This window comes from Streptomyces sp. NPDC045846 (assembly GCF_056431605.1).
On the sequence record NZ_JBWKKJ010000011.1, the window covers coordinates 240,844 to 265,369 of the forward strand.

Below are 24,526 nucleotides of genomic sequence, written 5' to 3' on the forward strand. Positions count from 1 at the left end.
TCCCTGCCCGTACCTGTGGTTACACCGCCAGAGTACGACCAGGCACCCTCCAAGTAAACCAACTCGGGCACTAACCAGACACAAACAGACTTCGGTCCCACCACCCCCGGCCCCCCGACCCCAGCCGCGACCGACCAATGGCCCTCCCAGCGACACGAGAACCCGCTAGGGCACGAACCCGCTAGGGGCGCGGGGAACTGCGCAAAAAGCGACCACGGGCCCGCAGCCGACGACACGGCTAGGGGCGCGGGGAACTGCGCGAACAACCACGCACGACCCGCAGGATCGAAACGGGTTCAGGGGCGCGAGGAACTGCGCAAAAAGCGACCACGGCCCGCGGACGAAATCGGGGGCCCGGGGCGGAGCCCCGAGGGCCGGGCCGGGACGGCCGATGGCCCGCACCTCGAACGGCGCGGGCCATCGGACCACACAAGACCGGGCACCTCCGGCGCGGCGCGGCGTCAGCCGACCCGCTCCGCCTCCCTGGGGAGGGAGACCAGCTCGTCCTCCCCCACCGCCCCCTCCACATGCTGCCGCGGCCGCGCAGGCAGCGCGAACATGACCAGGAAGATCACCACGAGGACCCCGGCCACGTACCAGAGCGAGTGCTGGAAGCCGTCCACGAACGCCTGGTTCAGCTGCGGCGGCACCAGATCGTCGCCGATCGAGCCGAAGAAGACGACCGAGACGAGACCGAGGCCCAGCGCGTTGCCCATCTGCTGCACGGTGTTGATGAGCCCGGACGCCGAGCCCGAGTGTTCCTTGGGGACCTCCGAGAGCACCGCGTCGGTGAGCGGGGCGACGATGAGCCCCATGCCGAGGCCCATCACGACCAGCGGGAGCGCCATCTGCCAGGAGGCGATGGCCGTGCCGTAGTGGTCGGCCTCCCAGATGTAGATGAGCAGCCCGGCCACCATCGTCAGGGCGCCCGCCTGGAGGACCTTGCGGCCGAAGCGCGGCACCAGCTTCTGCACGGACATTCCGGCCGCCACCGAGACCGCGATCGAGAACGGCACGCCGGTCAGGCCCGCGCGCAGCGCGCTCCAGCCGAGGCCTATCTGCATGTAGAGCGTCCACACCAGGAAGAAGATGCCGAGGCCGACGCCGAACGTGGCCTGGACGGCGATGCCCGCGGCGAAGCTCTTCACCTTGAACAGCGACAGCTCGATGAGCGGGGAGCCGTCGCGGCGCGCCTTCATGCGCTCGTACGCGATCAGACCGGCGAAGACCAGGACGCTGCCCGCCATCGAGAGGTAGCCCCACAGCGGCCAGCCGAGCTCGCGGCCGCGGGTCAGCGGGTAGAGCAGCATGAGCAGGCCGAGCGTCACCAGGACCACGCCGACGAGGTCGAGCCGGAGGGCCTTGGGGGCCTTGGACTCGCTGATGAACTTGGTGCCGAGGACCAGGCCCGCGATGCCGACCGGCAGGTTGATCAGGAAGATGGGGCGCCATTCAAGACCGAACAGGTTCCACTCGGTGAGCAGCGCGCCGAGCAGCGGTCCGGAGACCGCGCCGAGCCCGACGACCGCGCCGAACAGGCCGAAGACCTTGCCGCGCTCGTGCGCGGGGAAGGTGGCGTGGACGATCGAGAGGACCTGCGGCACCATCATGGCGGCCATGGCGCCCTGGAGGATGCGGGAGGCGACCAGCATCTCGGGGTTGGCGGCGAAGCCGCACAGCGCGGAGGCGAGGGTGAAGCCGCCGATGCCGAGCAGGAAGAGCTTCTTGCGGCCGTGGATGTCGCCGAGGCGGCCGCCGGTGATCAGGCCCGCGGCGAACGCGAGCGCGTAGCCGGCGGTTATCCACTGGATCGAGGAGAAGCTCGCCCCGGTGTCCTTCTGGATGGACGGTATGGCGATGTTGACGATCGTGACGTCGACCAGGTCCATGAAGGCCGCGGTCATCACGATGGCCAGGGCGAACCACCGGCGGCGGTCTGCTGCGGCCGTGGCCGCGGACTCTGGGGTGCTACTGGTCGTGGTGGAGGTCATGGGAAGAAAGTTAGACCCCCTATAGGTCAGGGTGTGTCCTCTTTGGCGGGGCATCCTGGACGGCATGACCGACACTCCGGCACGGCTGCTGCAACTGCTCTCCCTGCTCCAGACCCCGCGCGAGTGGCCCGGCGGGGAGCTCGCCGACCGGCTCGGGGTCTCCCGGCGCACGGTCCGGCGCGACATCGACCGGCTGCGCGAGCTCGGCTATCCCGTCCAGGCGGCGCGCGGCGCCGACGGCGGCTACCGGCTGGTCGCGGGCAAGGCGATGCCCCCGCTGGTCCTGGACGACGAGGAGGCGGTGGCCATCGCGGTGGGGCTGCGCGCGGGCGCGGGCCATGCCGTGGACGGGGTGGACGAGGCCTCGGTGCGGGCCCTCGCCAAGCTGGAGCAGGTGCTGCCCGCGCGCCTGCGCCACCGGGTCGCGAGCCTCCAGGCGGCCACGATGCCGCTGTCCGGGCCCTGGCGCGGAGACGGCGCGACGGTGGACCCGCGCACCCTGACCACGCTCGCCTCGGCCGTCACCGGCCAGGAACGGCTCCGCTTCGGCTACGTCTCGGGCGACGGCACGGCCACCAAGCGCCTGGTCGAGCCGTACCGCCTGGTGTCGACGGGGCGCCGCTGGTACCTGGTGGCGTACGACGTGGAGCGCGGCGACTGGCGTACCTTCCGGGTGGACCGCGTCGCCGAGCCGTTCGCGACCGGGGCCCGGTTCGCGCCGCGCGAGCTGCCCGAGGCGAACGCGGCGGAGTTCGTGCGCACCTCCATGAACCGGCTCCAGCCCGTCCTGGACGTCGACGTCACCTTCGAGGCTCCGGCGGACTTCGTGACCGCCCGGCTGCCCGCCTCGCTCGGCGCGCCCGAGCCGCTGGACGCCGGGCGCTGCCGGCTGCGCACCTCGTGCACGGACTCAATGGAGTGGGTGGCGCTGCGGCTCGCCCTGGTGGACTGCGAGTTCACCGTCAACGGGCCGCAGGCGATGACCAGTTACCTGCACGAGCTGGGCGAGCGCCTCACCCGGGCAACCGCGGGCGGCCCGGGGGAATGAGAAAAAAGGGAGGGGCCCCGACACCAGGGGGGGGAGAGGTGCCGGGGCCGGAGCCCCGGCACCAGGGGGGGGAGGGCGCCGGAGCTCGTCTGGGGGGCGGGGCCTAGGCCGCCGCGTCGAAGCCCGTGTCGCGGGCCATCTTCTTCAGTTCGAGCAGCGCGTGCTTCTCGATCTGACGGATCCGCTCGCGGGTCAGGCCGTGTTCCTTGCCCACCTCTGTCAGCGTACGCTCACGGCCGTCGTCGATGCCGTAGCGCATCTTGATGATCGAGGCGGTGCGCTGGTCGAGCTTGCCGATCAGGTCGTCGAGCTCCTCGCTGCGCAGCAGCGTGAGCACGGACTGCTCGGGCGAGACGGCGGAGGTGTCCTCGAGCAGGTCGCCGAACTGGGTCTCGCCCTGGTCGTCGACCGGCATGTTCAGCGAGACCGGGTCGCGCGCCCAGTCGAGCACGTCACCGACGCGCTCGGGCGTGGAGCCCAGCTCGGCGGCGATCTCGGTGTGCTCGGGGTCGCGCCCGTTCTCCCGGTTGAACTCGCGCTGGACCCGGCGGATGCGGCCCAGCTCCTCGACCAGGTGGACGGGGAGGCGGATGGTGCGGGACTGGTCGGCGATCGAGCGGGTGATGGCCTGGCGGATCCACCAGGTGGCGTACGTGGAGAACTTGAAGCCCTTGGCGTAGTCGAACTTCTCGACCGCGCGCACCAGGCCGGCGTTGCCCTCCTGGATGAGGTCGAGCAGGGGCAGACCGGCCCTCGGGTAGCGGCGGGCCACGGCGACGACGAGGCGGAGGTTGGACCGGATGAAGAGGTCCTTGGCGCGCTCACCGGCGGCGTACAGCGCCTCCAGCTCCTCGCGCGAGGCCCCGGCGGCCTTGCTCTCGACCTCTCCGTCGAGGATCTGGCGTGCGTACACACCGGCCTCGATGGTCTGCGAGAGTTCGACCTCCTTGGCGGCGTCGAGCAGCGGCGTACGCGCGATTTCGTCGAGGTACATACCGACCAGGTCTCGGTCGGCGATCTCACCGCTGACTGCGCGGACCCTGCTTTCCGACTCCGAACCGCCAGAGGCGGACTGTCGGCGGGCGACGGCGCGGGTTGCCATGCGTGCTCCCTTACTGAGTGGTCGCGACACCCTCCCGGGTGCCCTGCATCCGATGGAAACAACGGCTGGAATCCGGACAGAATTCCCGACCCGCCCATCGATTTTCGTGATCATGCAGTACCCTGTGCCGCCACGGGAGGGGGACAGGTGCCGCAGGGACGTACAGAGGTGCAGGTCAGGCCTGGTGTGGAGGCCGATCTGGAGGCGCTCACCGACCTTTACAACCACTTCATCCGTGAGACCGCCATCACATTCGACACGACCGCCTTCACCGCCGAACAGCGCCGTCCGTGGCTGCACTCCCACCCTGAAGACGGCCCGCACCGCCTTCTGGTTGCTCACGATGACCGATTTGTCGGCCCCGTCGGCGTTCTCGGCTACGCGACGAGCAGCCCCTTCCGCCCGAAGCCCGCGTACTCGACGTCCGTCGAGGTGAGCGTGTACTGCGCGCCGTGGGCGCTCGGCCGCGGCGTGGGCACGCTCCTGTACCGCTCCCTCTTCGAGGCGCTGGCCACCGAGGACGTGCACCGGGCGTACGCCGGGATCGCCCTGCCGAACGAGGCCTCGGTCCGGCTGCACGAGCGCTTCGGCTTCGCGCACCTGGGCACCTACCGCGAGGTGGGCCGCAAGTTCGGCCGCTACTGGGACGTGGCCTGGTACGAGAAGGAGCTCGGGGCGTCGTAGCCCTCAAGGGCGCCCGAGCAGCGGCAGGCGCCCCGCGTGCGCAACCTCCGTGCCCCGCGCGCCCGTTCAGCCGTACTGCACCGACCGCTTGGCGAGGCCCATCCAGAATCCGTCGATGACGCTGCGCGCCCCGCCCGGCTCGCCCTCGCTCGCGCCCATCGTCACGAACAGCGGGGCGAAGTGCTCGGTGCGGGGGTGGGCGAGCTGCCCGGCCGGGGCCTTGTGCTCGAAGTCGAGCAGGGCGTCGAGGTCGCCGCCGGCCAGCGCCCGCGCGCCCCAGTCGTCGAACTCGGCCGACCAGCTGGGCACTTGGCCGCCGGTGTGGCGCAGCGCGGCCAGGTTGTGGGTGAAGAAGCCGCTGCCGACGATCAGCACGCCCTCGTCGCGCAGCGGCGCCAGCTTGCGGCCGATGTCGTACAGCCTGCGCGGGTCGAGGGTCGGCAGGGAGATCTGGAGGACGGGGATGTCGGCGGCGGGGTACATCTCGACGAGCGGCACGTACGCGCCGTGGTCGAGCCCGCGGTCCGGGATGTCCTGTACGGGCATGCCGGGCGCGCGCAGCAGCTTCCGTACGGAGTCGGCGAGCCCGGGGGCGCCCGGCGCGGCGTAGCGGACCTGGTAGTAGTGCTCGGGGAACCCCCAGAAGTCGTACACCAGCGGCACGGTCTCGGTGGCGGCGAGCGCGAGCGGGGCCTCTTCCCAGTGGGCGGAGACCATCAGGATCGAGGTGGGCCGGGGCAGCTCCGCGGACCAGGCCGCCAGCTCGCCGGGCCACAGCGGGTCGTCGGCGAGCGGCGGGGCGCCGTGCGAGAGGTACAGGGCGGGCATGCGCTCGGGGCTGCTGACGGTCATGGCGGACACTCCGGCTCACTCACGGCCCGGCCGACGGTCCGGCCGGATTATTACTTGAAGTCTCAAGCTCTCCGCTCCACGGTAACGCTGGCTAGTTCAACTTTCAAGAAGCGTCCGTACAGTAGATGTATGACCTCGGCACCCAACTGGCTCAGCGACGAGGAGCAGCGCACCTGGCGCGCCTACCTCCACGCCACCCGGCTCCTCGAAGACCACCTCGACCGACAGCTCCAGCGCGATGCCGGGATGCCGCACCTCTATTACGGGTTGCTCGTCCAGCTCTCCCAGGCGCCCCGGCGCCGGATGCGCATGACCGAGCTGGCCAAGCACTCGAAGATCACCCGCTCCCGGCTCTCGCACGCCGTGGCGCGCCTGGAGAACAACGGCTGGGTCAAGCGCGAGGACTGCCCGTCCGACAAGCGCGGCCAGCTCGCCACGCTGACCGAGGCGGGCTTCGAGGTCCTGGAGCGGACCGCACCGGGGCACGTGAGCGCCGTACGGCAGGCGATGTTCGACCGGCTGACCCCGGCGCAGGTGGAGCAGCTCGGCGAGATCATGCGCGTGATGGCGCAGGGCCTCCAGCCCGCGGACGCCAAAGCGGACCTGCCCTGGCTCCGCTGAGTCAGCGGGGCCAGGGCAGGTCCGTGCGTCCGGGGTGCTACCGGGCGGTCAGTGGGCGACCACCGGGATGCGCACCTCGTCCTCGACGTCCTCACCGGCGCCCGGCCGGGAGAACGAACTGCCGCCGGGGCGGCCGGTGTTGATGAGGGTGACGGCGATGGTGGCGGCCGCCGCCAGGATGCCGACCGCCCACCAGATGGCGGCGGTGAAGCCGTGCACCATGGCCTGGAGCTTCAGGAGCTCGGGGTTGGTGGCACCGAGCGCCAGGTGACCGCTGACGTACGCGGTGGTCGCGGAGGCGGCGATGGTGTTGAGCAGGGCCGTGCCGATCGCTCCGCCGACCTGCTGCGAGGTGTTGACCATCGCGGAGGCGACACCCGCGTCACGCGGCTCGACGCCGATGGTGGCGAGCGACATGGCGGGCATGAAGGCGGTGCCCATGCCGAGGCCGAGCAGGATCTGCGCGGGCAGGATCACACCGGCGTACGACGTGTCGATGTCGAGCTGGGTGAGCAGCAGCATGCCGACGGCGGCGGTCAGGAAGCCGGGGCCCATCAGCAGGCGCGGCGGGACCCGGGTCATCAGGCGGGCGCCGATCTGGGTGGAGCCGGTGATCATGCCCGCGATCATGGGCAGGAACGCGAAGCCCGTCTTGACCGGCGAGAAGCCCTTCACGACCTGGAGGTAGTAGGTGAGGAAGAGGAAGAGGCCGAACATCGCGATGATCGCGAGGCCGAGCGAGAGGTAGACGCCACCGCGGTTGCGGTTGGCGATGACGCGCAGGGGCAGCAGCGGGTGCCGCACCTTGGCCTCAAGGGTGACGAAGGCGGCGAGCAGCACCGCGGATGCGATGAACATCGAGATGGTCAGCGTGTCCGACCAGCCGGCCGACTCGGCGCGGGTGAAGCCGTAGACGAGCGCGACCAGACCGGTGGTGGACAGGACCACGCCGGGCACGTCGAGCGGCGAGCGGTTGCGGGTGCCGGCGGGCTCGCGGATGACGAGGTAGGCGCCGAGCGCGGCCACGATCGCGAACGGGATGTTCACGAAGAAGGTCCAGCGCCAGTTCAGGTACTCGGTGAGGAAGCCGCCGAGGATGAGGCCCACCGCGCCACCGCCACCGGCGATCGCACCGTAGATGCCGAACGCCTTCGCGCGCTCCTTGGCGTCGGTGAACATCACCGCGAGCAGCGACAGAGCGGCCGGCGCGAGCAGTGCGCCGAAGGCGCCCTGGAGGGCGCGCGAGCCGAGCAGCATCGCCTCGCCGGTGGCGGCGCCACCGAGCGCGGACGCGGCCGCGAAGCCGAGCAGACCGACGACGAAGGTCCGCTTGCGGCCCCACAGGTCGGCGATGCGCCCGCCGAACAGGAGCAGCCCGCCGAACGCGAGCGCGTAGGCCGTGATGACCCACTGCTTGTTGGCGTCACTGATGTGCAGCGCGTGCTGGGCCGAGGGCAGCGCGATGTTCACGATCGTCGCGTCGAGCACGACCATCAGCTGGGCCAGGGCTATGAAGGCGAGCGCCTTCCAGCGACTTGGATCGGGAGCGAGGGAGAACTGGTCCGACTTGTCGAGACCGACTGTTTTTGACATGGGGGTAGCCACCTTGGGACGCGGATTACCGGAAAAAGTGTCGTAACTACGCTGAAACCACGACGGAAACCATGACTGGAATCCGACCGGAATGCGACTGGAATACGTCTGAACTGCGTCTGAACTGCTGTGAGGGAAAGGGGAGTTGAGGGCGGGAGGCGATCAGCTCTTGCGGAGGTCGTCGAGGGTCGCCGCACTGCCGGGCAGCTCGGACCGCGCCGGGGCCTGAAGCCCGTCGAGGAACAGCTGCAGATGACGGTGGACGAACTGGTCGATGTTCGGGCAGGGCGTGCCGGGCAGCGGCCTGGTCAGCTGGGAGAGGGCCACCATGAGGTCGCCGACGGCGACGTCGTCGCGGAGCCGGCCGGCCGCGCGGGCCCGTGCCATGAGCCCCTCGACGTCGCGTTCGAGGCGCTCGCGCGCCGCGTTCAGCTCCGCGTGGTCCTGGTCGAAGGTGTCGGAGAGCATCGGGCAGAGTGCGCCGATCCGCTCGTCGGCCGCGGCGTGCACGAAGCGGCGCAGCGCGTCGAAGGGATCGGCCTCCTCGGCCGCGGCCGCCTCGGCCTGGGCCGAGACGCGGTCCATGACCGAGAGCACCACGCTGGTGATGAGCTCGGTGCGGTCGGCGAAGTGGCGGTAGATCGTGGCGTTGCCGACACCGGCCCGGCGGGCGATCTCGTCCAGCGGGCGCTCGGCCCCGTACTCGACGAACATCTCCCGCGCCGCGGCGATGATCCGCTCCCGGTTGCGCAGGGCGTCGGCCCGCGGGCGCGGGGCGCGACGCGGCACTGCGGCGACGGGGGCGGCGGCGGTCTGCACGACTCTGCTCCTTCTGGAAGGTGATCGGGTCTTGGGGGCCGGTCGGGCCCGGGTTGTCCGCCCGGGACTTGACCCAAGCGGGGAAGCACTCCCCGTTTCGCGGGGACGTGAGTTCAAACGGGGAAACCTTCCCCGGTTATTTCCCGCAGAGCGTGTGACCTGAGTCACACACCCCCATATCCCGAAAAACCCACATTCGGGCCACCCAGCGCGCGCCCCCGTCACACCCGCCACAGGGTGAGCAGACGAGCGCAGTCAGGAACCGGCCTGCTGCCGGTCCCGAAGGCGAGCGCGTGCGCATGCAGGACGACAGCCAGTCCCGCCCGGCTCGGGCACCCGGTCGCCGCATATCCCCCCGGCGGCGCAGCCCCATCCTCGGCGCCGCCCTCGCCTCGGTCGCGTTCGCGGCGCTGACCACCGGCTCCACCACCCTGTCGATCGCCAGCCGCGCCTCCGCTGGACCGGTGGCCGCCCCCGGCGAGTCCCCGCTCGCCCCCTGCCGCATCCCGGCGGTGCTGGGCGTGCAGATGTCGGAGGGCATGCCGACCCCGCCCGGGTACGCGCACTCCACCGGCATCGTCCGGGCCCTCACCCTGATGATCGACTTCCCGGACGCCCCGGGCCCCGGCTCCGCGCTCAGCCGGTACAAGGAGTTCTTCCCGCAGACCAGCGACTGGTTCCGCAACGCCTCCTACGGCCGCCTCGACTACCGCGCCGAGGCCCCGATCCCGAACTGGCTGAGGATGCCGAAGTCCTTCACGGCGTACGGGATCGAGCGCGGCTCCCCTTATGAGCCCGGCTACCACCGCCTGGTCCAGGACATGATCGCGGCGGCCGGCCCGCGGGTGAACTTCTCGAAGTACGACCTGGTGAACGTGCTGGTGACCCCGAACGCGGGCCCGTCCGCCCTGGACACGGTCCTCTCGGTGACGTTCTCCGGGAACGAGGACGCGCCCTACGCGGACGGCGTCCCGCTGTCCAACACCTCGTTCGTCTACAGCCGCCAGGACGACGGCTCCGGCTCCTACGGGGAGACCGGCTACCGGGTGCTGCCGCACGAGAACGGCCACGTCTTCGGACTGCCCGACCTCTACACCGCGCAGGGCGGCGGGGCCGTCGGGCACTGGGACATCATGTCCGAGGACTGGGGCGCCAACAACGACATGCTGGGCTGGCACAAGTGGAAGCTGGGCTGGCTCGACAACAGCCAGGTGTCGTGCGCGACGGGCACGGGCGTGAGCCAGTACGTCCTGAGCCCCCTGGCCACCGAGGGCGGCCCCAAGCTGGTCTTCGTGCCGGTGTCGAAGGAGAGCGGGTACGCAGTGGAGGTCCGCACCCGCGCGGGCAACGACGAGGCGGTCTGCAAGCCCGGCGTCCTGATCTACCGCGTGGACGCGAACGTGGACACCGGCCGAGGCCCGGTCAACGTCTCCGACAGCCAGCCCACCAGCGGCGGCTGCACCCGCCGCCCGAACGTGAACGCGGAACTCTCGGACGCCCCCTACACCACGGGAGAAACGTTCGCGGACCGCACGAGCGGGGTGCGGATCGCGGTGACGGGGGTGGACGGGATGGGTAACTATCACGTGAAGGTGACGAGATCCTGAGCCTTACCTCCCCTCAACTCTGGCTGCTTGAACGGAGGTTAAGCGCCCTCCACCTCTCCAACACGTGAGGGCCGACGCCCCGGGGCACAGGGGGCGCAGCCCCCGCCGGGGCCCGGGGCGAAGCCCCGAGGGGTGCAGGGGGCGCAGCCCCGAGGGGTGCAGGGGGCGAAGCCCCCGCAGGGGGTCTGGGGGCGTAGCCCCCAGGGCTCAGCTCATCCCACCCGCCGCACGGGCGGGTGGGTGGGCAAACTCCCCGGGGTCCGGGGCGGAGCCCCGAGGGGTGCAGGGGGCGGAGCCCCCGCCGGGGTCCGGGGCGGAGCCCCGGGGGACGGACCTTTCCCAGCGCCACAACCGCCGGAGGCTTTAGGGAAGGGGCGGGGTGGGGAAAACCTCCCGGAGCTCACGCTTGAGCACCTTCCCCGTCGCGTTCCGCGGCAGCACCCCCTCCCGCAGAACCACCCGCCCCGGCACCTTGAACCCCGCCAGCACCGCCCCGACATGCGCCCGCAGCTCGTCCACGGACACCCCGGCGCCCGGACGCACCTGCACCACCGCCGCCACCTCCTCCCCCAGCACCGGATGCGGCACCCCGAGCACCGCCGCGTCCAGCACCGCGGGGTGGTCGTGGAGGACGGCCTCGACCTCCACGCAGTACACGTTCTCGCCGCCCCGGATCACCATGTCCTTGATCCGGTCGACGATCGAGACCCGCCCCTCGTGCAGCACCGCGAGGTCCCCGGTCCTGAACCACCCGTCCTGGAAGGCGAGTCGAGTGGCGCCGGGATCATTCCAGTACCCCCGGATCAGCGACTGCCCGCGCAGCCACAGCTCGCCCACCTCCCCGTCCGGCAGCGGCGCGCCGTCGGCCCCGGCGATCCGCACCTCGGTGACGGGGGTGGGCCGCCCCACGCTGTCGGGCCAACCGCGGTACTCCGCGCCGAAGTTGGCCATCACCCCGCCGCTGGTCTCGGTCAGCCCGTACCCGTTGCGCGGCTCGATGCGCGAGCCGAACCGCGCGGTGAGGCGGCCCACGAGGCCGGGCGGGGCCGCGGCGCCGCCGGTGTTGAGCGCGGTCAGGCTCTCCAGCGGATCCCCTGACTCCGAGGCTGCGGCGAGGAGTTGGAGGGCGGTCGCGGGCACCCCGGCGTAGTGCGTGACCCGGTGCTCGCGGATCAGCGCGAGGGCGCGGCCCGCGTCCCACTTGCGCATCAGGACCAGCGTGCCGCCCGCCGACATCGCCGCGTACACCGAGGTGAAGGCGGCGACGTGGAAGAAGGGGAAGGTCATGAGGGTGACCGGGGCGGGCCCTTGCCCGGGGACGAGGCCGCGGCCGAGCAGGGACATGGCGGCCTGGAAGCGGGGGTTCATCGCCGCTCCGGCCTGGGCGAGCTGGGTGGCGACGGCCCCCTTGGGGCGGCCGGTGGTGCCGGAGGTGTAGATGATGGTGGCGTCCGCGTCCGGCGCGACCTCGACGTCGGGTGGCCCGGCCCCCGGGTCGGGCGAGGTGAGCTCGTCGAGGTCCTCGTACCGCTCGAATCCGTCGGGCAGTCCGCCGGTGTGGTGGAAGACCAGACCGGGCACGCCGTGCGCGGCGGCCCAGGCCGCCACCCGCTCCAGGCGCTCCCCGTCGACGAGCAGCACGCGCGGCGCGCAGTCGTCGAGGGCGTACGCGCACTCCTCGCCGGTCCACCAGGCGTTCAGCGGCACCGTCACCAGGCCCGCCAACTGGGCTCCCCAGAAGGCGATCTGCCATTCGGGGTGGTTGCGCATGGCGATGGCGGCGCGGTCGCCGGGCCGCAGCCCGTGGACGTCGGTGAGGCGGCGGGCCAGCGCGCAGGCGGCGGCGAAGAACTCGGCGTAGCTGTACGTGCCGGTCTCGGCGACCAGGAACGGCCGGTCCCCGAAGGCCCAGACCGTCTCGGCGAACTCGCGCAGGGTGCGCGGCCCGGTCGCGTACACGAGGCCGCCGGACTCGGTGCGGACGGCCGCGAAGGGCGCGCCCGGCGCGGTGAGCAGCGCCTCCGCCCGCGCCGGTTCGAAGCCCGGCCCGGACGCCTCGGTCCCGGCCGCGCGTGCTCCCGCCGGGCTGAGCCCCATCGCATCCGGCCCGCTCGCATGGGGCCCGTTCGGGTCCGGCTCTGTCGTCGCCACGGGAAGCCTCCTAAGCGCCTGCTCAGTCCCAGTGGTGCACGACGCTATGCCGCGGCTCCGCCCCGGTCAAGGTCGGTGTAGAACACAACTGCTCTGGAGGTCAGCCCGGCCGTACCACTTGGCCGATTCCGTTCGGTCCCGAGGCCGTGCCGGTGAGGGCGTCCTGCGGGACGGGCCGGTCGGCCTTGAGGGCGGCCCAGACCTTCGCACCCCGGGCGGTGTCCGGCACCAGGCGGTCCTCGTCACCCTGCTCCAATTGGGCCGGCAGGGTGACCATCTGGACGTCCGGCGCCCCGAGCCCCCGCATCGAGTACGCGAGGGAGGCGAGGTTGCCGACGTGGGCGAGCGAGGAGTCCGTGGTGAGGGACTTCGTCGCGGTGTCGGCGACGGCGAAGAGCCTGGCCGGGTCGGCGAGCAGGTTCTGCCCCGTGAGCCGGCTGAGCAGGGCCGTCAGGAACTGGTGCTGGAGCTGGATGCGTCCGAGGTCGCTGCCGTTGCCGACGCCGTGACGGGTGCGGACGAGGTCGAGGGACTGCTGGCCGTTCAAGTGGTGCCGGCCGGGCCGCAGATGGACCCCGCTGTCCTTGTCGTCGATGGGCTTGACCAGGGTGATGGTGGTCCCGCCGAGGGCGTCCATCAGCTCGGCGAAGCCGTTGAAGCCGACCTCGACGTAGTGGTTGATCCGCAGCCCGCCGCCCAGGGACTCGACCGCCGCCACCGTGCAGGGGGCGCCGCCCGTCTCGTAGACGGAGTTGAACATGACCCCTTCGCGCTCCGGCAGCTTCTGGCCGGAAGCGGTGGTGCAGGCCGGGCGGTCGACGATGGTGTCGCGCGGGATGCTGACGACCGCCGCCTTCCTGCGGCCGCCGTACACATGGAGCAGCAGGGTGGTGTCGGAGCGCCCGGTGTCGTCGCCGCCGCCGCCCGCCCGCGCCGCGTTCTTCCCGGCCCGCGAATCGGAGCCGACGATCAGGATGTTGAGGTCGGAGGTGGCCGAGGCGGCGGGGGTGAGCAGCGAGCCGAGCTCGACGCTGCTGATGTTGTGGCTCAGCCGGTGCCAGGTGTACGCGGCCGCGCCGCCCACGAGCAGCAGCAGCCCGGCGAGCGAGCAGAGTACGAGACGCAGACGGGTGGGCCGGCCCATCCGGGGTATCCGCCCCCAACGGGGTCCGTACGTCATCCCTCGACTCCGTCCGTAGCCCGACCCAGAACCCAGAAGCCCCGCATGCGCACGCACAGGGCGTTACCGCACACTACAAGAAAGGTTCATACCCCCGCATAACGGGCACATCAGGCCGGCAGCCTCTTGGAGGGGAGCGTCCACGGTGACAGGCAACCGTACGAAGCGCGCGCGGACCGGCCGCCCCGGCGGCGCGGTGATCCTGGCCCTGCTCGCCGTGGCCGTCCTGGCACTGGGCGCCTGCTCGTCGGGCGGCGGCAAGGACTCCCCCAGCCCGAGCCCGACGGTGTCCAAGGCGCGGATCACCACCACGCCGCAGGACGGCGCGGGGCACGTCGGCATCACCGTCAAGGACGTCGGCGCGAGCGTGGCGGACGGCACCTTCACCTCGGTCACCCTCACGGCCCAAGGCGGCAAGACCGTCGCCGGAGCGCTGACCCCGGCCCGCACCGCCTGGCACCCCTCCGCGAACCTGGTCCGCGGCACGGCGTACACGCTGACCGCCGAGGCGAAGGACCCGGACGGCCGGACGGCGACCAGGACCGCGCGCTTCACCACGGTCTCCGAGAGCAACTCGGTGATCGCCTTCTACACCCCCGAGGACACCTCCACGGTGGGCGTGGGCATGGAGGTCTCCTTCCGGTTCGACAAGCCGGTGACCGACCGGAAGGCCGCCGAGTCCGCCGTGAAGATCACCTCGACCGGCGGCCAGCAGGCGGTGGGCCACTGGTTCGGCGACCGGCGCGTCGACTTCCGCCCGCAGGAGTTCTGGAAGCCCGCCTCCAAGGTGACCGTGGCCTTCGACTTCGACGGGCTCCAACTGGGCAAGGGAATCTATGGAGTTCAGGACAAGTCCTTCTCCTTCACCGTGGGGCGCGAGCAGATCTCCACGGTGGACGCGGCCCACCAGGAGATGACCGTCCGGCAGAACGGCGCCACGGTCAAGACGGTGCCCGTCTCCACCGGCTCACCGAAGTTCGCCACGTACGACGGCACGATGGTCATCAGCGAGCAGTACCGGCAGACGAAGATGAACAGCACCACGGTGGGCCTCGGCGACGAGTACGACATCCCCGACGTTCCGCACGCCCAGCGCCTCACCAACTCCGGCACCTTCATCCACGGCAACTACTGGGCCGCGCCCTCCACCTTCGGCGCCCAGGCCACCAGCCACGGCTGCATCGGCCTCCAGGACACCCAGGGCGGCGGCGACCCCGGCTCCCCCGCCGCCTGGTTCTTCGCGAACTCGATGCCCGGCGACGTGGTGATCGTGACCAACTCGACGGGCGGCGGCACAGTGGCCCCCGACAACGGCCTGAGCGGCTGGAACATGCCCTGGCCCACCTGGACGGCGGGCAGCGCAACCACCTGATCCCCGATGCGGCCCCGCCCCCTCCCCGGGCCGGGCGGCCAGGAAGAGCCGCGGCCCCGCCCCCACTCCCCCGCCCCGCCAACAACCCCCTCCCCGCATCCGCTACCCTGTCCAGGTCTGCCATCGGCAGCACGCCTCCGTAGCTCAGGGGATAGAGCACCGCTCTCCTAAAGCGGGTGTCGCAGGTTCGAATCCTGCCGGGGGCACAGTGGTGAGCAGGACGAGGGCCCCGGAACTCCCAGGCCAGGGAGGGACCGGGGCCTCTCCGTACGACGGCGTGGGCGCCGCCGTCTTCACCGGTGAGGTCGGGATGTACGGCGGGGAATTCGGGCTCCTTTACTGCCAGCCCCCGGTGAAGTCGCTGTTGAGCTGGGCGTCGCAGATGTTGTAGCCGCCCGACGCGTGCCCGGCCTTCGTCTGCCCGTCCACGGTCACGCTGCAATTGACGTCGCCCGAGCCCTGCAACTGGGCGTTCAGCGTGTAGTACATCGCGCCCTTCTTGAGGGGCAGGGTGGCCTCGAACGTGCCGTTCTCGAACACGCCCTTGCGGGTGTCGCTGTCGGAGCCGTAGGAGATGTCGAGACCGCCCAGCATTCCGGCGGGGGCGCTCCCCCAGACTTTGAAGACGACGGTCTTCGGCGCGTCTGCCTTCTTGCTGTCGTCCTTGGCACCGGCGGCCGGCTTGTTGCCGGTCGGGGACTTCGAGGCGCTCCTGCCGGAGTCGTTCGAGCCGCTGCCGCTGACGGCCGCGGCGACGATGCCGAGCGCGACGGCCACACCGACGAGGCCGAGGCACCCAAGGCCAATGACCTTCCCCGCGCCGGGTCCCTTTCGCGGCGGCTGCGGCGGAAACGGCGGCCCGTACGGCTGCTGGCCGTAGGGCTGCTGCGGGCCGGCCCATCCGGGATGCTGAGGCTGCTGGTTACTCACGGGACCCCCAAGATGTCTGCTGTCGCAAGCAAAATGTGGGACATGTGATAGATGGCGGCCGGTTGCCGCCTACCAGCTGGGTTCACCCCATCGTGGTAACCCGGCAGGCGTGCTCCCGACGCCGGTGCGGCGGCGCAGCAACGTAAGAGGCCTCCCGTTCGTGAGAACGGGAGGCCTTTCACGTGGGGGCGGCAGGGGCTGGCCTGCCTCAGGGGGTCAGGCCCTCTGGGCAGCCTGTGCCTCGGGGGATGCTGTAGGGCGCCGCCACCCGGTAGGTGCCCGGTTTCGGGGCGACGAGTTCGGTCCATTCGTCGCCCGCGGCCGTCTGGGGAGCCTTGCGCAGGCAGCCGTTGGGGTTGGTGTACGTCTTCGGGCCGTGGCCGCGGAGCTTGGACTCCGGCGTCTCCTGCGGCGGCACCACACCCTTGCCCTTGGCGTCGACCAGCTTCAGCCAGGGCGAGTACGGGATGCGGATGAGGACCTTGCCCGGCGAGCCCACCTCGACCGTGACCTCGCCCTCGCCGGCGTGCTTGACCGTGGCGGGCGGGTCCGCGAGCGGGGTCGGGTTGTCGACGGCGTACAGGCGCCAGTGCTCGTTCGACCAGATCTGCTTCAGGTACGGCTGGCCCTCCTGGAGGAGCTTGGCCTCCTTGATGTCGCCGCTGGAGTCCGCCGGGCCCATCGGCAGCACCACGTAGCGCACCGCCCAGCGGTCCAGCCAGGCGTGGTAGTTCTCCGAGTTCAGGGTGTCGTCGTAGAAGAGCGGGTTGCGCTGCATGTCCGCCTGGCGGTTCCAGCCGCGGGCGAGGTTCACGTACGGGGTGAACGCCGAGGCCTCGCGGTGGCTGGAGGCGGGGACCACCTCGACCCGGCCGGTCTCCGCGTCGACCTGCTGCAACTGGGCGACCAGCGGCGCCAGATCGCGCGCCCAGGTCGCCGCGGGGGCGGTGCGCACGATGTCGTCCGCCGACTTGAAGCCGATCCAGACGTTGAGGCCCACGAAGGCCAGCACGAGGACGTACCACTTGCGGGACTTCGGCACCGCGTACGGCAGGGCCGCGAGCAGCACCACACCGGCGAACAGCATCGCCAGGCGCGTGATGTTCGACCCGATCTGCGAGTGGATCGCGAAGCACAGCAGCACCCCGACGCCGTACACCAGCGCGGCCGTGCGGACCGTCCGCCAGTCCTTCGGCACCAGGAAGAAGATGAGGGCCGCGAAGAGGAACGGGCCCGAGGCCGTCATCAGCGCCATCGGCTGTGTGCCCGAGAAGGGGAACAGCCACGCCGAGAGGGCGACCACTACGACCGGCGGCAGGCCGATCGTGTACGCACCGGGGCGGCGCTTGTTCAGGAAGAGCGCGGCCGCGACGATGCCGAGGAACAGTCCCGCGACCGGGCTGCTCGCGGTGGCGAGCGCGGCGCACGGCGCGGCGACGGCCGCCTTCTGCCAGCGGTTCTCGCGCCGGTTGTGCGGCCAGCAGAACACCGCGGCCACGGCGCCGAGCGCGAACATCGTGCCGAGCCCGAAGGTCACACGGCCCGACACGGCGTTGCACAGGAAGGCGAAGAGCGCGGCGAAGGAGCAGGCCAGCGGGTTGCGGACCGCCTTGACGCGGACCAGGATCAGCGCGGTGAGCCCGGCCGACGCGGTCCCCGCGATCATCATCGTCGTCCGGACGCCGAGCACCGACATCAGATACGGCGAGACGACGCTGTACGACACCGGGTGCATGCCGCCGTACCAGGCCAGGTTGTACGCGGACTCCGGGTGGCGGCCGACGAACTCGGTCCAGGCGTCCTGCGCGGCGAGGTCGCCGCCGCTGTTGGCGAACACGAGGAACCAGAGGATGTGGGTCACGGCCGCGGCCGCCGTCACGAAGGCGACGGGGTGGCGTCTCGGCCAGGAGTCCGGGCCCAGGCGTATTCGCCGCTGGGCCCGGGACGTCCAGGACGGGGTCCCGGTCCCGGTGGTGCTCGTGGTCGTACTGGGGCTGCTGTCGGCGCGGGTGGGCGTCGGCTCAGCGGTGGTCACTGCGGCTCTCCCGCCTCACGCTGTCTCACCTGGCATGCGCGAGCGTGTGCATCCGCACACGGCCCGCGCGGGGGCCGCCCATGCGGCCCGTACTGCTTGTGTCCGGAGCGCTCCGGACGAAGTCGATGCTTCCCGGGGTGCTCCCCCGAGATTGTCCCCCGACTCAGGGGACGCCGTCCCCGCGTCCCCAGTTGCCCGAAGCTAGCACGAGGACGCCCCGCAGGTCGGGGCGCCCTCGAAGCGGTCGGGGGCGGTCAGCCCAGTCGGGTGAGCTTGTCGCCCACGCCCGGCTCGGCCAGGGCGCGGCCCAGCTCGACCGGGGCGGTCAGCCTGCCGTTGCCCGTACCGATCGACAGCTCGCCGACCACGGTGCCCGGCTTCGCCGAGTGCAGGACGGGCTTGCCCGCGTCGCCCAGGGTCACGTCGACCTTCAGGCCCGGCCAGCCGACCGCCTTCAGGTCCTTGGCAGCCACGAGCGGGGTCTTGCCGCCGAGCCCGTCGTCGACGTAGCCGACGACCTCACCCTTCTTGACGACGGTCGCCGAGGTCACGGCCTTCTGCACCGCCTGGATCAGGGTGTAGCTGTTGCTGATCGCGGACTTCAGCTTGTTGTCGAGCGTGGTGCCGGTGCGCTGGCCCATGACGATGCCGTAGATCCGCTGGTTCTTGCCGTCGACGACGGTGTCGGCCGCCCACAGCAGATTGCCGCCGGCCGGGGTCGAGGAGCCGGTCTTGATGCCGCTCACACCCGGCTTGAGCAGGATCGTGTTGTTGTTGTAGATCATCGTGTCGATGCCCGGGATCTTGATCTGGGGCGTGTTGACGATCTCCCGGAAGATGTCGTTCTGCATCACGGCCTGGGCCAGCTTGAGCTGGTCGGTCGGCGTGGAGACCGTGGTCTCCTTCAGCCCGCTCGGGTCGGTGTACGTGGTGCTGGTCATGCCGAGTCCCTTGGCGGCGTCGTTCATCTTCGCGATGAACGCGTCCTCGCTCCCGGCGTCCCAACGGGCCAGCAGCCGCGCGGCGTTGTTGCCGGACGGGATCATCAGCAGTTCGAGCATCTGCTTCTCGGTGAACTGCTGGTCCTTGCGGATCGGCGCCGTCGACTCGTCCGGCTTCCTGGCGTCGTCCTCGGCCTGCTGGTCGACCGTGATCTTCTCGCCCTCCTGCTTCCCGGTGATCGGGTGGCCCTTGAGGATCACGTACGCCGTCATCGTCTTGGCGACGCTCGCCAGCGGCGCGGGCTTCTGCTCCCCATGCGTACCGAGGCTGCCCACCCCGTCCACGGCTACCGCGGACTGCCCCTCGGCGGGCCACGGCAGGCTGAGCTCGCCTCCATTGAAGGTGTACGTGGCCGACGAGGTGAGGGTCAGCTTCGGCGCCGGAAGCGGGCGCAGGATCTGTACGACCGCAAAGACGATCAGGAGCAGCAGGACCAGCGGGGTCCAGATCTTGAACCGCCGCACCGTGGTGCGGACCGGGGTCTGCGGCGGGGGCGGAGTGTTCGTCAGCTCGGCGAGCAGGTCGAGCGGGGGCTTCGGCGGCAGCGGCTGCTGTCTGGTGCGCTCGGCCCGCTCGGGGACGGCCCCGCTCGGGGCGCCGAAACCGGGGCCGGTGGCGGGCGGCGGGGTGACCTTCGGCGCCTCGGGCCTGCGGGCGGGGGCGTCGAGCTTCTTGGCCGGGGCGCCGTTCGCGGCGCTCGCGTCGTCCGGCCGCAACGGTACGAACCGGCTCGTCCGCTCGCCCGCCTCTTCCTCGGTCCGCCCGGCAGACTCCCGCTGCGGCGAGGGCAGCTTCAGCATCGCCGTCGGCTGATCGACGGCGGGCGGCGCGACGGCCTTGAAGACGGTGGTCGGCTGATCGATCCCCTCGGCCCGACCACCCTCGCCCCCGGAGGCCTGCCCCTTGGCCTCGGCGGCCTGCGCCTTCGGGTCGGAGGGGGTCGCCTTCGGGTCGGAGGCGTTGGGCTTGGCGCCCCATGAGGTGGTGCGGGCTGCCGAGGCGTCGTCGCCTCCGTCGGGCTCGGTGCCGGACTCGGCGCTGGGCTCGGGCTTGGTGCCGCTCACGGCTGCGGGCTCGGGCTTGGTGCTGCCCGCGGCTACGGGCTCGGGCTTGGCCTTGCTCGGCTGAGCCTTGTCGGCCGTGGCCTTGTTGGCGGAAGCCTTGTCGTCGGCGTCGGCGTCGGCGTCGGCGGAGGCCTTGTTGTCGCCGGTGGTGGCGGTGGCGGAGGCGGAGGCCTTGTTGTCGCCGGTGGTGGCGGTGGCAGCGTTGTCGACGGCCTCGGGCTTGGTCCCGGCGGACACGGGCTTGCTGTCGCTGGTCTCCGGGTCCGACTCGGTGGACGCAGGCTTGCTGCTGGACTCCTGCTTGGCGTCGCCAGACGCCGGCTCGGTCCCGGTGGACGCAGGCTTGCTGCTGCTCTCCGGCTTGGCGTCGCCAGACGTCGGCTCGGTCCCGGTGGACGTCGGCTTGGCGTCAGTGCTGGGCGCGACCCCGCTGTCCTTGGCGTCAGCGTCAGCGTGGGCGTCGGCGTCGCGGGCCTCCGCCACGTCGGACTCGGGGTCACCCGACTCGGGCTCCGCCGACTTCGCGGCACTCGAACCCGCGGCACTCGACTTCACGGCGTCCGGCTCAGCGGCCTCCGACTCACCGACATCCGCCGCGCCCCGGGAAACCCCGGCCGCGTCGGACGTGTCAGCCGCACCACCAGGAGCCTCGCTCTTGGCCGCACCCCGCGACTCGGCGGCACCCTTCGCGCCGGAGGCGCTGGAACCACCCGAGCCGCCCGAGCCACCGGACGCACCCGACTCCGGGTCCGACTCGGCCTCCTGGTCGACCCACGCCGCGACCGCCGCGCGGAGCCGGGAGTCGCCGTCCTCCCGGCGCGGGGCGCGGAAGACGGCGGTCGCCTGGTCCACGGAACCGGCCGGAGCCGAAGCGGAGGCGGAACCGGAGGCGGAGCCCGCCGCGGAGGTGCCGGAACCATTCGCCGCCCTGGCGCCGTCCTCCCCCTTGCCGGACGGGGACGGGGAGTGGGAGACCGCGAGACGCGGATCGCGTTCGCTCGTAGTCGTCTCCCCCGACGACTGCTTCTGCTCCGACTTGTCGGGGGACTCGCCCGCCACCGATGCCTCCTCCAGACGCCGGGTGGCGTCATCCGAAACTGTCCGAACCATGTACCAGTGTCCCGTGTGCCGGGTAGGACCCCCCGGCTAGACGAGAACGACATACCTGTCGGTTCCCGTACGAACCACCCAGGCGCTCTCGACAGATGAATGTGAGAGGGGTCACCCTGTCATTCATCCACGCGGGGAGGCATGGATGGGCAGGAGCCGCAGAACTATTCCGGAAGAGCTGTTGCTGCTCGCTCTGGACCCGGCCACGGGTACCACAGCGCAGCCGCAGTCGCTCGACCTCGGCCTCGCCGGAGCTCAGCTAGTGGAGCTGGCTCTGGCAGGACGGATAGCCCCAGACGGGGATCGTATCGCCGTGGTGATGGCACGGCCGACAGGAGATCCGACACTGGACTCCGCACTGGAACTGCTGCGCAGGCGCGGCAGTCCGGTACGGGCCGTCCACTGGATCGGCGGGCCCCGCCTCGGGCTCCGCCAGATTTACCTCGCGCACCTGGAGCGGTGCGGCATGGTCCATGCCGTGGCGGGCCAGATGTGCGGGGTGCTGCCGACGACTCGCTACCAAGCGACGGACACGGCGATCAGCCGGGACATCAGGGCCCGGCTGGACAGTGCGATCCGCACCGGCGTACCGCCGGACCCGCGGACCGCGGCGCTCGCCGCGCTGGCCCACGCAGTCGGGCTCGGCAAGCACCTCTACCCCGGCAACGAGGGGCGGTCATCGCGCTCCCGTCTCAGGGACCTGATCAGGCACGACCCCATGGGTGGGCTCGTCGCGCACGCCGTGATGGACGTGCAGAACGGGGTGGCCGCTCAGCCACGCCGCAACGGCCAGAACCCCACCGCCCCCGACAACGGAGGCCGCCACGCCGCGGCGGCCGGCGTTCCGATGCAGCCGCATCACGGGGCGATGGCGCGGGCCGTGGCCCACCACTAGCACCACCGGCAGGACCGCACCACCGCCGCACCGACGTCCCCATGACCCGGTTCGGGAACCGCACATGACGCGCGGGGCTGTTCCAACAGCCCCGCGCGTTCGCGTAGTCGCTGTGTGTGGCCATTTTCCAGCGCGCGCCCGGATATTGGTGGCAGTCTGCTGAGCAGAAGAACAGAAAAGCCGTGAGCCGGAGGTGCGTTACCCGTGGCGTCCAATGTGAATCCCACCGTCAGGCGGCGCCGATTGGGCCAGGAGTTGCGCAGGCTCCGCGAGCTGAAAGGCATGACGGCCGAAGAGGTCGCCGAGCGCCTGCTGGTGTCCCAGTCGAAGATCAGCCGCCTGGAGAACGGCCGCCGTTCCATCAGTCAGCGCGACGTCCGCGATCTGTGCGGGGTGTACGAGGTCGACGACCACCGCATCGTCGACTCGCTGATGCAGATGGCCAAGGACTCCCGCCAGCAGGGCTGGTGGCACGCCTTCGGCGACATCCCGTACAGCGTCTACATCGGTCTGGAGACGGACGCGGCGAGCCTGCGCGTCTACGATCCGCAGGTCGTGCCGGGCCTGCTCCAGACCCGTCAGTACGCCGAGGCCCTCATCGCGGGGGCGCTCCCGGAGACAGCCCCGACCGACGTCGAGAAACGGGTGAACGTCCGGTTGCGACGGCAGGAGCGGGTACGGGCGGCGGAGAATCCCCTGCGGCTGTGGGTGGTCATCGACGAGGCGGCGCTGCGTCGCCGGGTCGGCGACAAACAGCTCATGATCGACCAGCTGGAGTTCCTCATCGAGCAGTCGCAGCTGCCCCATGTCACCGTGCAGGTACTGCCGTTCAGCATGGGCGCGCATCCGGGAATCAACGGCCAGTACGCGATTCTGGAATTTCCGGACGCCTCGGACTCCAGTGTCGTCTACATCGAGGGCGTCACCAGTGACCTTTACCTGGAAAAGGCCAATGATGTCCAGAAATACAGCGTGATGTACGAGCACCTGCGCGCGCAGGCCCTGAATGTCGACCAGACCCGGGAATTCATTACCGCGATCGCGAAGGACTACGCACGCGGCACAGCCGGGTGAGAGCCTGAAGCGCGGCACCGTACACCCCCCACACGCCGCGATGGAAGGCCCGGCCGGAATATGCCATCCGGTTGAGTGAATGGCCGCCGCGCACCCGGGGACCTGCGAGTAGCGTCGATCACGCCAACGAAAAACGTTGGCCGAGAACGACCAACTCGCAAGAACCGGAGCGAACATGGCAATTCTTCAGGGCGCCACGGACACCTGGACCAAGTCCTCGTACTCCACCGGAAACGGCGCATGTGTCGAAGTCAAGTCCCCCCAGACGCACGCCATCGCCGTGCGGGACTCGAAAGTCACCGAGGGCCCCTCGATCTCCTTCGCCCCCGGCGCGTGGAACGCGTTCGTGGCCGAGGTGACCCGGGATTCCCTCAGCTGACGACCTCGCCGGCCATCGTGATACCCGCAGTACCGACAAGAGCCCTCTCGACTGGTCCGCCGTCCCGGCCGAGGGGGCTCGGCCATGTCCGGGGCGTCGCGCCCGACTACCGCAGTTCGTCCACGTAGCGGTCGGTGCCCGGCACGGTCGGGATGAACGGCGCCGCCAACTCCAGCCTCGCGAGGCCCGTTTCGGCCACGGCGGTGTCGAGCCCCGTGAAGCGGTCCGCCCAGACCTCCCCCGGGTGCCGCTCCAGGAACCACAGCAGGGTGAGCCGTGTGCCGACCCCCTCCACCTGCTTCACGTACGTCATGCGGTCGCCCGGCAGCGGCGTCGGGCGGAACACCGTCACCATCGCGGCGGGCCCCCCGGCCAGCCGCTCGGGCAGATGGCGCGAGCGCAGCCACTCCAGCAACTCGGCCCGCGCCCCGGCGCTTTCGGCGTCGATGACCTCCAGGACGAGCCCGGCGTACGGGTGGTCGAGCGCGTGGTGGTCGCGCGGCCCGGCGGCGCCGTCCCGGTAGACGGTGGCCTCGTGGTCCTGGAACGAGGTGAAGACATGGGTACGGTCCTGGTAGACCCGTCCGTCGCGGTTGAGCCGCTTGTTGATGCCGACGGTCCACTTCATGTGCTCGTCGTAGCGCCCGTCGGTGATCCAGTACGTGGAGAGGTAGCAGCCCGCGCCGACCGGCTGGGCGACGGCGGACTTCTCCGGGTAGCGCAGCTCCTGGAGCGCGCGGGTGGCGACCCAGCGGCGCCCCGCGAACATCCAGGGCATGGCCATCGCACCGGCGTAGTAGTGGTCGTCCTCGTACCAGCGGTTGTAGGCGTACTCGTGGCCCGGGTGCGGCTCCACCATGGTGATCAGCGCGTGCCCCGGGCGCACCCCGTAGGGCCCGACCGACGCCAGCTCCGCGTACGCCTCGGGCCGTGTGTCCTCCGTCATGCCGCGTCCCTTCCCTTGGCCACCGGACGGACTTACTCTGACGCCCCGTCAGAAAATGTGCCAGAGCCGGG

The 24,526-nt window shown here is 71.1% G+C and carries 19 protein-coding genes and 1 tRNA gene; 9 read left to right on the forward strand and 11 right to left on the reverse strand.

Going from position 1 to position 24,526, the window contains the following annotated elements:
• Positions 1 to 461 precede the first annotated feature (461 nt).
• Complete coding sequence (locus AC07F3_RS30035; RefSeq protein ID WP_479117551.1) at positions 462 to 1,991, reverse strand: MFS transporter; 1,530 nt, start codon at positions 1,989 to 1,991, stop codon at positions 462 to 464.
• Positions 1,992 to 2,055: 64 nt separating this feature from the next.
• Here AC07F3_RS30035 and AC07F3_RS30040 point away from each other — a divergent pair, with 64 nt between their 5' ends.
• Positions 2,056 to 3,039 carry a helix-turn-helix transcriptional regulator gene (locus AC07F3_RS30040; RefSeq protein WP_479117552.1) on the forward strand — a complete coding sequence of 328 codons (984 nt, stop codon included), beginning with the start codon at positions 2,056 to 2,058 and terminating at the stop codon, positions 3,037 to 3,039.
• A 103-nt stretch (positions 3,040 to 3,142) separates the two neighbouring features.
• Here the strand turns inward: AC07F3_RS30040 and AC07F3_RS30045 are convergent, their stop codons facing one another.
• A complete protein-coding gene (locus AC07F3_RS30045) occupies positions 3,143 to 4,141 on the reverse strand; it encodes a sigma-70 family RNA polymerase sigma factor (protein ID WP_114040563.1) in 999 nt (332 codons plus the stop codon).
• A gap of 147 nt (positions 4,142 to 4,288) precedes the next feature.
• Here AC07F3_RS30045 and AC07F3_RS30050 point away from each other — a divergent pair, with 147 nt between their 5' ends.
• Positions 4,289 to 4,825, forward strand: coding sequence for an N-acetyltransferase family protein (locus AC07F3_RS30050; protein ID WP_479117553.1), 537 nt, complete (start codon positions 4,289 to 4,291; stop codon positions 4,823 to 4,825).
• Positions 4,826 to 4,891: 66 nt separating this feature from the next.
• Here the strand turns inward: AC07F3_RS30050 and AC07F3_RS30055 are convergent, their stop codons facing one another.
• Entirely contained in the window at positions 4,892 to 5,677 is a 786-nt protein-coding gene (locus AC07F3_RS30055) for a dioxygenase family protein (RefSeq protein ID WP_479117554.1), read from the reverse strand.
• 129 nt (positions 5,678 to 5,806) lie between these two features.
• Between AC07F3_RS30055 and AC07F3_RS30060 the strand changes: the two genes are divergently transcribed.
• A complete protein-coding gene (locus tag AC07F3_RS30060; RefSeq protein ID WP_114040560.1) occupies positions 5,807 to 6,298 on the forward strand; it encodes a MarR family winged helix-turn-helix transcriptional regulator in 492 nt (163 codons plus the stop codon).
• Positions 6,299 to 6,346: 48 nt separating this feature from the next.
• Here AC07F3_RS30060 and AC07F3_RS30065 read toward each other — a convergent pair whose 3' ends face one another.
• Positions 6,347 to 7,891: an MFS transporter gene (locus tag AC07F3_RS30065; protein ID WP_479117555.1), complete on the reverse strand. Its 1,545-nt coding sequence runs from the start codon at positions 7,889 to 7,891 to the stop codon at positions 6,347 to 6,349.
• Between the two features lie 162 nt (positions 7,892 to 8,053).
• Positions 8,054 to 8,710, reverse strand: coding sequence for a TetR/AcrR family transcriptional regulator (locus tag AC07F3_RS30070; protein WP_479117556.1), 657 nt, complete (start codon positions 8,708 to 8,710; stop codon positions 8,054 to 8,056).
• A gap of 299 nt (positions 8,711 to 9,009) precedes the next feature.
• Between AC07F3_RS30070 and AC07F3_RS30075 the strand changes: the two genes are divergently transcribed.
• Positions 9,010 to 10,317 (forward strand): M6 family metalloprotease domain-containing protein, encoded by a 1,308-nt coding sequence (locus AC07F3_RS30075; RefSeq protein ID WP_479117642.1) that lies wholly within the window; start codon positions 9,010 to 9,012, stop codon positions 10,315 to 10,317.
• 363 nt (positions 10,318 to 10,680) lie between these two features.
• On the opposite strand, the gene AC07F3_RS30080 is transcribed toward AC07F3_RS30075, so the two are convergent.
• Both AC07F3_RS30080 and AC07F3_RS30085 read right to left on the reverse strand, forming a co-directional pair.
• Positions 10,681 to 12,414: a class I adenylate-forming enzyme family protein gene (locus AC07F3_RS30080; RefSeq protein WP_479117643.1), complete on the reverse strand. Its 1,734-nt coding sequence runs from the start codon at positions 12,412 to 12,414 to the stop codon at positions 10,681 to 10,683.
• Between the two features lie 154 nt (positions 12,415 to 12,568).
• Entirely contained in the window at positions 12,569 to 13,648 is a 1,080-nt protein-coding gene (locus AC07F3_RS30085; RefSeq protein ID WP_479117557.1) for an LCP family protein, read from the reverse strand.
• A 145-nt stretch (positions 13,649 to 13,793) separates the two neighbouring features.
• On the opposite strand from AC07F3_RS30085, the gene AC07F3_RS30090 reads away from it, so the two are divergent.
• Together AC07F3_RS30090 and AC07F3_RS30095 are read left to right on the forward strand one after the other, a co-directional pair.
• A complete protein-coding gene (locus AC07F3_RS30090) occupies positions 13,794 to 15,020 on the forward strand; it encodes a L,D-transpeptidase (protein WP_479117558.1) in 1,227 nt (408 codons plus the stop codon).
• A gap of 133 nt (positions 15,021 to 15,153) precedes the next feature.
• A tRNA-Arg gene (locus AC07F3_RS30095) sits at positions 15,154 to 15,226 on the forward strand.
• 130 nt (positions 15,227 to 15,356) lie between these two features.
• Here AC07F3_RS30095 and AC07F3_RS30100 read toward each other — a convergent pair.
• The 3 genes from AC07F3_RS30100 to AC07F3_RS30110 form a co-directional block, all read right to left on the reverse strand.
• Complete coding sequence (locus tag AC07F3_RS30100) at positions 15,357 to 15,797, reverse strand: hypothetical protein (RefSeq protein WP_479117559.1); 441 nt, start codon at positions 15,795 to 15,797, stop codon at positions 15,357 to 15,359.
• Positions 15,798 to 16,158: 361 nt separating this feature from the next.
• The gene (locus AC07F3_RS30105; protein ID WP_479117560.1) at positions 16,159 to 17,985 is read right to left on the reverse strand and encodes an MFS transporter; all 1,827 of its coding nucleotides are present in this window, start codon (positions 17,983 to 17,985) and stop codon (positions 16,159 to 16,161) included.
• A 254-nt stretch (positions 17,986 to 18,239) separates the two neighbouring features.
• Entirely contained in the window at positions 18,240 to 21,110 is a 2,871-nt protein-coding gene (locus tag AC07F3_RS30110; RefSeq protein WP_479117561.1) for a D-alanyl-D-alanine carboxypeptidase, read from the reverse strand.
• Between the two features lie 196 nt (positions 21,111 to 21,306).
• Between AC07F3_RS30110 and AC07F3_RS30115 the strand changes: the two genes are divergently transcribed.
• The 3 genes from AC07F3_RS30115 to AC07F3_RS30125 all read left to right on the forward strand — a co-directional run bounded on the left by AC07F3_RS30115 (position 21,307) and on the right by AC07F3_RS30125 (position 23,509).
• Positions 21,307 to 22,056 carry a GOLPH3/VPS74 family protein gene (locus AC07F3_RS30115; protein ID WP_479117562.1) on the forward strand — a complete coding sequence of 250 codons (750 nt, stop codon included), beginning with the start codon at positions 21,307 to 21,309 and terminating at the stop codon, positions 22,054 to 22,056.
• Positions 22,057 to 22,260: 204 nt separating this feature from the next.
• On the forward strand, positions 22,261 to 23,130 hold the full coding sequence (locus tag AC07F3_RS30120; protein ID WP_114040551.1) for a helix-turn-helix domain-containing protein: 870 nt from the start codon (positions 22,261 to 22,263) through the stop codon (positions 23,128 to 23,130).
• Between the two features lie 175 nt (positions 23,131 to 23,305).
• Positions 23,306 to 23,509, forward strand: coding sequence for a DUF397 domain-containing protein (locus AC07F3_RS30125; protein ID WP_114040550.1), 204 nt, complete (start codon positions 23,306 to 23,308; stop codon positions 23,507 to 23,509).
• A 106-nt stretch (positions 23,510 to 23,615) separates the two neighbouring features.
• On the opposite strand, the gene AC07F3_RS30130 is transcribed toward AC07F3_RS30125, so the two are convergent.
• Positions 23,616 to 24,455 (reverse strand): hypothetical protein, encoded by an 840-nt coding sequence (locus AC07F3_RS30130; RefSeq protein ID WP_479117563.1) that lies wholly within the window; start codon positions 24,453 to 24,455, stop codon positions 23,616 to 23,618.
• Between the last annotated feature and the right edge of the window lie 71 nt (positions 24,456 to 24,526).